Origin of the sequence: Ramlibacter sp. (assembly GCF_035706265.1) — a bacterium.
GTDB lineage: Bacteria > Pseudomonadota > Gammaproteobacteria > Burkholderiales > Burkholderiaceae_C > Ramlibacter.
Map to the genome: position 1 here is coordinate 1 of NZ_DASSVG010000234.1, position 9497 is coordinate 9497.

The 9497-nt window shown below is 68.6% G+C and carries 6 protein-coding genes; 5 read left to right on the top strand and 1 reads right to left on the bottom strand.

Going from position 1 to position 9497, the window contains the following annotated elements:
* From VFM98_RS08890 to VFM98_RS08910, 5 genes are all read left to right on the top strand, one after another.
* The coding region (locus tag VFM98_RS08890) for a CoA transferase (protein WP_325109559.1) at positions 1 to 700 on the top strand (700 nt) is incomplete at its 5' end.
* A 59-nt stretch (positions 701 to 759) separates the two neighbouring features.
* Positions 760 to 2904 (top strand): acetate--CoA ligase family protein, encoded by a 2145-nt coding sequence (locus tag VFM98_RS08895; RefSeq protein WP_325109560.1) that lies wholly within the window; start codon positions 760 to 762, stop codon positions 2902 to 2904.
* Between the two features lie 9 nt (positions 2905 to 2913).
* Positions 2914 to 4632, top strand: a complete 1719-nt coding sequence (locus tag VFM98_RS08900; protein ID WP_325109561.1) for an NAD(P)H-dependent oxidoreductase subunit E — start codon at positions 2914 to 2916, stop codon at positions 4630 to 4632.
* Between the two features lie 150 nt (positions 4633 to 4782).
* On the top strand, positions 4783 to 7626 hold the full coding sequence (gene fdhF, locus VFM98_RS08905; RefSeq protein WP_325109562.1) for a formate dehydrogenase subunit alpha: 2844 nt from the start codon (positions 4783 to 4785) through the stop codon (positions 7624 to 7626).
* A 252-nt stretch (positions 7627 to 7878) separates the two neighbouring features.
* Positions 7879 to 8394 carry a cysteine hydrolase family protein gene (locus tag VFM98_RS08910; RefSeq protein WP_325109563.1) on the top strand — a complete coding sequence of 172 codons (516 nt, stop codon included), beginning with the start codon at positions 7879 to 7881 and terminating at the stop codon, positions 8392 to 8394.
* 61 nt (positions 8395 to 8455) lie between these two features.
* Here the strand turns inward: VFM98_RS08910 and VFM98_RS08915 are convergent, their stop codons facing one another.
* A complete protein-coding gene (locus VFM98_RS08915) occupies positions 8456 to 9418 on the bottom strand; it encodes a tripartite tricarboxylate transporter substrate binding protein (protein WP_325109564.1) in 963 nt (320 codons plus the stop codon).
* Between the last annotated feature and the right edge of the window lie 79 nt (positions 9419 to 9497).

The following is a 9497-nucleotide window of genomic DNA, read 5'->3' on the forward strand; positions in this document are numbered from 1 at the left end:
GTTCCAGCGCGAGAAGACCGGCAAGGGCCAGCGCGTGCTGGCCGCGATGCAGGACGCCGTGCTGAACCTTTGCCGCGTGAAGCTGCGCGACCAGCAGCGCCTGGACCGCAAGGGCGTGCTGGAGGAGTACCCGCAGTTCCCCGACGAGGAATTCGGCGACGCCGTGCCGCGCGCGGGCAACGCCTCGGGCGGCGGCCAGCCGGGCTGGATCCTGAAGTGCAAGGGCTGGCAGCACGATCCCAACGCCTACATCTACTTCATCACGCAGGCCCCCGTGTGGGCGTCCATCTGCAAGGTGATCGGCGAGGAGAGCTGGATCACCGATCCCAACTACGCCACGCCCAAGGCGCGCCTGCCGCACCTGAAGTCGATCTTCGCCCGCATCGAGGAGTGGACCAAGACCAAGACCAAGTTCGAGGCGATGGAGATCCTGAACCAGTACGACATCCCCTGCGGCCCGATCCTGTCGATGAAGGAGATCGCGGCGGACGAGTCGCTGCGCGCCACCGGCACCATCGTCGAAGTGGAGCACCCGACGCGCGGCAAGTACCTGTCGGTGGGCAACCCGATCAAGCTGTCGGACAGCCCCTCCGAGGTGAAGCGCTCGCCGCTGCTGGGCGAGCACACCGATGAAATCCTGGCCATGCTGGGCTACACGCAGGACCAGATCGCCGAACTGAAGGCCGCCAAGGTCTGCTGAACCGGGCAGCGATCGATCGCACACGACAGAGACAAACCGTTTTTTCAAAGGGGCAGAACATGGCCAACTTCCAAGGCGACAAGCAGAAGGTCCGCGCGATCCTGGACGCGGTGAAGAAGGAGGGACGCGATTCCCTGACCGCGCCCGAGGGCAAGCAGATCTGCGACGCCTACGGCATCAACGTGCCGAAGGAAGCCGTCGTCAGCAGCGCCCAGGAGGCGACGAGCACCGCCTCCTCGATGGGCTTCCCGGTGGTGATGAAGATCGTCTCGCCGGACATCCTGCACAAGACCGAAGCCGGGGGCGTGGTGGTGGGCGTCAAGAGCGGCGACGAGGCCGCCAGCGCCTACGAGCAGATCATCGCCAACGCGAAGAAGTACAAGGCCGACGCCAGGATCGTGGGCGTGCAGGTGCAGCAGATGATCAAGGGCGGCCAGGAAGTCATCGTCGGCGCCATGACCGACGACAGCTTCGGCAAGCTGATCGCCTTCGGCATGGGCGGCGTGCTGGTGGAAGTGCTGAAGGACGTGACCTTCCGCCTGGCCCCGGCCACCCGCGAGGACGCCGCCTCGATGCTGGACGGCATCCAGGCCGCCGAGATCCTCAAGGGCGTGCGCGGCGCGAAGCCGGTCAACCGCGAGGCCCTGCAGGACACCATCGTGCGCGTGTCGCAGCTGGTCGCCGACTTCCCGGAAATCTCCGAGATGGACCTGAACCCGGTGTTCGCCTCCGACGAGGGCGCGATCGCCGCCGACGTGCGCATCGTGGTCAACTTCAACCCGAAGCCCGCGCGCTTCCGCCCCGACGAGAAGGACGTCGTGGTGTCGATGAACCGCATCATGAAGCCGAAGGCGATCGCGGTGATCGGCGCCTCCAACGAGGCGGGCAAGATCGGCAACTCGGTGATGAAGAACCTGATCAACGGCGGCTACCAGGGCACGATCTACCCGGTCACGCCCAAGGGCGGCGAGGTGATGGGCCTGCAGGCGTACAAGAGTGTCAAGGACATCCCGGGCGAAGTGGACACCGCGGTGTTCGCGATCCCCGCGGCGCTGGTCGCCGGCGCGCTGAAGGAGTGCGGCGAGAAGAAGATCGCCGGCGCGGTGCTGATCCCCTCGGGCTTCGGCGAGACCGGCAACGTCGAAGGCCAGGAGGAACTGCAGCGCATCGGGCGCGAGTACAACATCCGCCTGATGGGGCCGAACATCTACGGCTTCTACTACACGCCGTCCAACCTGTGCGCCACCTTCTGCACGGCCTACGACGTCAAGGGCGCCACCGCCCTGTCCTCGCAGTCCGGCGGCATCGGCATGGCCATCATCGGCTTCTCGCGCAGCACCAAGATGGGCGTCTCCGCCATCGTCGGCCTGGGCAACAAGTCCGACATCGACGAGGACGACCTGCTGCTGTTCTTCGAGCAGGACGACAACACCCGGGTGATCGCCCAGCACGCCGAAGACCTGAAGGACGGCCGCGCCTTCGCCGAAGTCGCCAAGCGCGTCTCGAAGAAGAAGCCCGTGATCATGCTGAAGGCCGGCCGCACGGCGATGGGCGCGGCGGCTGCCGCCTCGCACACCGGCGCCGTCGCCGGCACCGACAAGATCTACGACGACATCCTGAAGAGCGCCGGCGTGATCCGCGCCAACAGCCTGCGCCAGATGCTGGAGCTGTCGCGCGGCGTGCCGATCCTGCCCACCCCCAAGGGCGAGAACGTGGTGATCATCACCGGCGCCGGCGGCTCGGGCGTGCTGCTGTCCGACTCCTGCGTCGACAACGGCCTGAAGCTGATGAAGCCGATGCCGGAGGACCTGGACGCCGCCTTCCGCAAGTTCATCCCGCCGTTCGGCGCGGCCGGCAACCCGGTGGACATCACCGGCGGCGAGCCGCCCATCACGTACGTGAACACGGTGCGCCTGGGCCTGGAAGACGACCGCATCCACGCGCTGATCCTGGGCTACTGGCACACGATCGTGACGCCGCCGATGGTGTTCGCGAAGAACATGGTGCAGGTGGTCAACGAGATGCGCGAGAAGGGCAAGATCAAGCCCGTGGTCGCCTCGCTTGCCGGCGACGTGGAAGTCGAGGAAGCCGCCGAGTACCTGTACCAGAACGGCATCCCGGCCTATGCCTACTCCACCGAGCTGCCGGTGGAAGTGCTGGGCGCCAAGTACAAGTGGGCCCGCGCCGCGGGCCTGCTGAAGTAAGGCGACGCGATGGCCGGTCGACGCGTCATCCCGATCGCCGCGGCCTCCGCGCTCCCCCTGCGGGAGCGCAAGCGCCAGGGTCCCAAAGGCCGCAAGCCGACGGACTCGGCGCTGGCCGAAGTGCGGCAGCTGCTCGGTGACGCGTCGCGCCAGCGCGACCTGCTGATCGAGCACCTGCACAAGCTGCAGGACCACTTCGGCCACCTCTCGGCGGCCCATCTCAGCGCCCTGGCGCAGGAGATGCGGCTCGCCCAGTCGGAGGTGTACGAGGTGGCCTCGTTCTACCACCACTTCGACATCGTCAAGGAAGGCGACGAGGCACCCGCGGCCCTCACGGTGCGGGTGTGCGATTCGCTGTCCTGCGAGATGGCGGGTTCGCAGCAGCTGCTGGCGAAGCTGCCGGCCCTCCTGGGCCGCGACGTGCGCGTGATCCCTGCCCCCTGCATCGGCCGCTGCGAGCAGGCGCCGGCCGTGGCCGTGGGCCAGAAGCCCGTGGCCTGCGCCACGCCGCAGAAGGTCGCGGAATGCGTGAAGGAGTCCCTCAAGGAGGGCCACACGCGGCACGAGCCGGAAGGCTACATGGGCCTGTCGCAGTACAAGGCCGCGGGCGGCTACAAGCTGCTGCAGCAGTGCCTGTCCGGCCAGCGCGACGTCGAGTCCGTGATCAAGGTGATGGAAGCCTCGGGCCTGCGCGGCCTCGGCGGCGCCGGCTTCCCGGCCGGGCGCAAGTGGCGCATCGTGCGCAACGAGCCGGCCCCGCGCCTGATGGCCGTCAACATCGACGAGGGCGAGCCCGGCACCTTCAAGGACCGCGTCTACCTCGAGCGCGATCCGCACCGCTTCCTCGAAGGCATGCTCGTCGCCGCCTGGGCGGTGGGCATCGCCGGCATCTACATCTACCTGCGCGACGAGTACCACGGCTGCCGGCAGCTTCTGGAGCAGGAGCTCGCCCGCCTGCAGGCCGACCCGATCGCGAAGTCGCTGCCGCCGATCGAGCTGCGGCGCGGCGCCGGAGCCTACATCTGCGGCGAAGAGTCCGCGATGATCGAGTCGATCGAAGGCAAGCGCGGCATGCCGCGGCTGCGCCCGCCCTACGTGGCCCAGGTGGGCCTGTTCGGCCGGCCGACGCTGGAGCACAACTTCGAGACGCTGTACTGGGTGCGCGAGCTGGTCGAGCGCGGGCCGGAATGGTTCGCCTCCAAGGGCGCCAACGGCCGCAAGGGTCTGCGCTCCTTCTCCGTCTCGGGCCGTGTGCGCGAGCCGGGCGTGAAGCTGGCGCCGGCCGGCATCACGATCCAGGAGCTGATCGACGAATACTGCGGCGGCATGGCCGACGGCCACAAGTTCTACGCCTACCTGCCGGGGGGCGCCTCGGGCGGCATCCTGCCGGCGAGCCTGAACGAGATCCCGCTGGATTTCGACACGCTGCAGCCCTATGGCTGCTTCATCGGCTCGGCCGCCGTGGTGGTGCTGTCGGACAAGGATTCGGCGGTGGGCGCGGCGCGCAACCTGATGCGCTTCTTCCGCGACGAATCCTGCGGCCAGTGCACGCCCTGCCGCGCCGGCACCGCCAAGGCGCTGGCGCTGATCAACGCCCCCAAGTGGGACCTGCCGCTCCTCACCGAGCTGTCGCAGGTCATGCGCGACGCGTCGATCTGCGGCCTTGGCCAGGCGGCGCCGAACCCGGTAGATTGCGTGATCAAGTACTTCCCGCACGAATTGAGCTGAAGACAGCCAAACAGCCGGACGCAAAGGACGCAAAGGTTTCGCAAAGGACGCAAAAAAGACAGGCAAAAGGAATTCGGTTCCCTTTTGCGTCCTTTGCGTAATCTTCGCGTCCTTTGCGTCCGGTAATTCGGTATTCGAGGAACACAGAACATGAACGCCCTCACCCGCGCCGAGCTGGCGCAAATCGACGCCCCCACCGTCAAGTTCTCGCTCAACGGCAAGCAGGTCGAGGCGCGCGCCAACGAGACGGTGCTCCAGGTCGCCGACCGCGAAGGGGTGGAGATCCCGCGGCTTTGCTACAAGCCCGGCATGGACACCGCCGGCAACTGCCGCTGCTGCATGGTGGAGATCAAGGGCGAGCGCACGCTGGCCCCGAGCTGCTGCCGCACGCCCACGGCCGGCATGGAAGTCACCACCGACAGCGCCCGCGCCGTGAGCGCCCAGAAGATGGTGCTGGAGCTGCTGCAGTCCGACATGCCGGAGGCGGAGTACACCCGCCACAACGAGCTGGACCAGTGGTCCGCGAAGCTGAACGTGGGCAAGCCGCGCTTCCCCTCGCGCGGCCAGGTCACCGCCGACCTCTCGCATCCCGCCATCGCCGTCAACCTCGACGCCTGCATCCAGTGCACGCGCTGCCTGCGCGCCTGCCGCGACGAGCAGGTCAACGACGTGATCGGACTGGCCTTCCGCGGCGAGCACGCCAAGATCGTGTTCGACATGGACGACCCGATGGGCGTCTCCACCTGCGTGGCCTGCGGCGAGTGCGTGCAGGCCTGCCCCACGGGCGCGCTGATGCCCGCGCGCGGCGCCGCCCTGCCCGTGCCGGACAAGTCGGTCGATTCCGTCTGCCCTTATTGCGGCGTCGGCTGCCAGCTCACCTACCACGTCAAGGACAACAAGATCCTCTACGTGGAAGGCCGCGACGGCCCGGCCAACCACGGCCGCCTGTGCGTGAAGGGCCGCTACGGCTTCGATTACGCGCACCACCCGCACCGCCTGACCACGCCGCTGATCCGCCGCGCCGACGTGCCCAAGGATCCGAAGATGGTGCTGGACCCGGACCGCCTGCACGAGGTGTTCCGCGAGGCCACCTGGGAAGAGGCGCTGGACCTGGCCGGCAGCAAGCTCAAGGCGATCCGCGACACCCGCGGCCCGAAGGCGCTGGTCGGCTTCGGCTCCGCCAAGGGCAGCAACGAGGAGGCCTACCTGTTCCAGAAGCTGGTGCGCACCGGCTTCGGCAGCAACAACGTCGACCACTGCACGCGCCTGTGCCACGCCTCCTCGGTGGCGGCGCTGCTGGAAGGCATCGGCTCCGGCGCCGTGTCCAACCCGGTGATGGACGTGACGCAGGCCGAGGTGATCGTGGTGATCGGCTCCAACCCCACCGTCAACCACCCCGTGGCCGCCACCTGGATGAAGAACGCGGCCAAGAACGGCGCCAGGCTGGTGATCATGGATCCGCGCCAGTCGGACCTGACGCGCCTGGCCTGGCGGCACATGCAGTTCAAGCCGGACACCGACGTGGCCATGCTCAACGCGATGATGCACGTCATCGTGCACGAGGGCCTGGTGGATGAGGGCTTCATCGCCGAGCGCACCATCGGCTACGACGAGCTGAAGAAGAACCTGGTGGGCTACAGCCCCGAGGAGATGGCGCCGGTGTGCGGCATCCCCGCCGAGACGCTGCGCGAAGTGGCGCGCGCCTTCGCCACGTCGAAGGCCTCCATGATCCTGTGGGGCATGGGCGTGTCGCAGCACGTGCACGGCACCGACAACGCGCGCTGCCTGATCGCCCTGTCGCTGATGACGGGCCAGATCGGCCGCCCCGGCACCGGCCTGCATCCGCTGCGCGGGCAGAACAACGTGCAGGGCGCGTCCGACGCCGGCCTGATCCCGATGATGTATCCGGACTACCAGAAGGTGTCGGATCCGCAGGTCCGCGCGACCTTCGAGAAGCACTGGGGCCTGCAGCCCGGCACGCTGGATGCCCAGCCCGGCCTGACGGTCGTCGAGGTGATGCACGCCATCCTGGAAGGCAAGGTCCAGGGCATGTACATCATGGGCGAGAACCCCGCGATGTCCGACCCCGATGCCGACCATGCGCGCGAGGCGCTGGCCAGCCTGGAGCACCTGGTGGTGCAGGACATCTTCCTCACCGAGACGGCCGTGCACGCGGACGTGGTGCTGCCCGCCAGCGCCTTCCCCGAGAAGACCGGCACCTTCACCAACACCGACCGCCTGGTGCAGCTCGGTCGCCAGGCGATCGACCCGCCCGGCCAGGCGAAGCAGGATCTCTGGATCATCCAGGAGATCGCGCGCCGCATCGGCCTGGACTGGAATTACAAGCACGTCTCCGAGGTGTTCGACGAGATGCGGCACACCATGCCCAGCATCGGCGGCATCACGTGGGACCGGCTGGAGCGCGAGCACGCCGTCACCTATCCCTGCACGCACGAGGGGGACCCGGGCGAGCCGGTGGTGTTCGTGGAAGATTTCCCGCGCGAAGGCGGCAAGGCGCGCTTCGTGCCGGCCGACATCGTTCCCGCGGCGGAGCGGCCGGACGCGCAGTTCCCGATGGTGCTGATCACCGGCCGCCAGCTGGAACACTGGCACACCGGCAGCATGACGCGCCGGGCGACGGTGCTCGACGCGATCGAGCCGGATCCGGTGGCGCTGATCCACCCGCTGGACATCGCGGCGCTGGGCGTCAAGCCGGGCGAGCTGGTGACGATCGAGTCGCGCCGCGGCAAGGTCTCGCTCTACGCCCGGGCCGACGAGGGTTCGCCGCGCGGCGCCGTGTTCGTGCCCTTCTGCTACTACGAGGCGGCGATCAACAAGGTGACGAACGACAAGTTCGACCCGGTCGCCAAGATCCCCGAGCTGAAGTACTGCGCGATCCGCGTCACCGCGGGCGGCACCCCGCCCGAGCAGGTGAGCTTCGGCGGCGGCCAGATCCTGCGCAAGGTGCAGGAGGAAGCGATGGCGATCAAGTAGGCTGGTGCTGAGCGCACGCGAAGCGTGCCGAAGCCCAGCGATTCGCGAGCGCCGCGAGCGCTGGGCTTCGGCGGCCGAGGCGGGTCGCCTCGGCCGCGCTCGGCACCAGCCTACGGGAAGCCCGCGCCGCGCGCTCAAGCGCCGGCCGATGAACAGCCATTCGCCCTGCGGGAATCTTCCCCCCCGCCTGGCGGTGAATCACCGCTGCGGCAACAATGCGGGACTTCCCAACAAGCCATCGAAGGAGCGCCCATGTCCAAGCCCGCACTGATCGTCATCGACCTGCAGAACGACTACTTCGAGGGCGGGCGCTTTCCGCTGTGGAAGCCGGGGCAGGCGCTGGCGGCGGCGCAGAAGGCCATCCGGGCAGCGCGCGACAAGGGCATCCCGGTGGTCTACGTGCAGCACATCGCCGCGGGCCCCTCGCCCTTCTTCACGCCCGACACCGAAGGCGTGAAGATCCACGCCGCCATCCAGGCCGGGATGGGCGATGCGCCCCTCGTCGTGAAGCGGCACGCCGACGCCTTCGAGGGCACGCCGCTGCACCACACCCTGCAGGAACTCGGTGTCGACGAACTCCTGGTGTGCGGGATGATGACGCAGAACTGCGTGACGCACACGGCGATCTCGCGCCGGGCCGACGACTACCGCAAGGTGACGGTGCTCAGCGACGCGTGCACCACGGTCACCGAGATGCTGCACCGCATCGCGCTGAACGCGCTGTCGACGCGCGTGACGCTCGCCACGGTGGACGAAGCGCTCGCCTGAACGGCGCGGAGCGCCAGGCCAGGCCAGCGAGACGCTGACCTGAGCGCCCCACCCTGGCGCCTCAGTCCAGCGAGACATTCGCCTCGCGGATCACCTTGCCCCACTTCGCCGTCTCGGCGTCGATGAAGGACTGGAACTCCGCGGGCGAGTTGCCCACCGGGATGGTGCCCATGGCGTCCATCTTCGCGCGCACGTCGTCCAGCTTCACGATCGCGGCAATCTCGTCGGCCACCCGCTTGAGGATCGGCGCGGGCGTGCCCGCCGGCGCCAGCACGCCGGCCCAGGTGCTGGCCACGAAGCCGTTCACGCCCTGCTCCACGAAGGTCGGCACGTCCGGCAGCGCGGGCAGGCGCTTCTCGCTCGCCACGCCGATCAGGCGCACCTTGCCGGCCTTGCCGGGGGCGATCAGGCCCTGGGCCGCGTCCATGAACAGGTGGATCTGGCCACCGAGCAGGTCGGTGAACGCCGCCGCGGAGCCGCGGTAGGGGATGTGGACCATGCGCGTGCCGGTCAGCGACTTCAGCAGCTCGGTCGACAGGTGCACGGCGGAGCCGTTGCCGCTGGAGCCGTAGCTGATCTTGCCGGGGTTGGCCTTGGCGAAGGCGATCAGGTCCTTGGCGCCCTTGTAGGGTGCCTCGTTGTTCACCGCCGCCACCAGCGGCGACACGCCGATCAGCGACACCGCGGCGAAGTCCTTCTTCGGGTCGTAGGGCAGCTTCTTGTACAGCGAGGTGTTGGCCGCGTGCGCGGCGATCACCACCGCGAAGGTGTTGCCGTCCGGCGCGGAGCGGCCCAGGGTGTCGACGGCGACGATGCCGTTGGCGCCCGGCTTGTTGTCCACGATCACGGGCTGGCCGAGGCGCTGGCCCAGCTTGTCGCAGATCAGGCGCGCGGTGACGTCGGTGAAGCCGCCGGGCGGATAGCCCACCAGCACCTTGATGGGACGGGTGGGCCAGTTCTGGGCCCGCACCAGCGGCGCGGCGACGGTGGCGGCGAGAGCGGCGGTGACATGACGGCGTTGCATGTTGTTGGGGTCTCCTCTGGGGTTCTGGGTCCCCGCCCGTGCGGGGACGACGGGACATCCCCGCACGGGCGGGGACGAC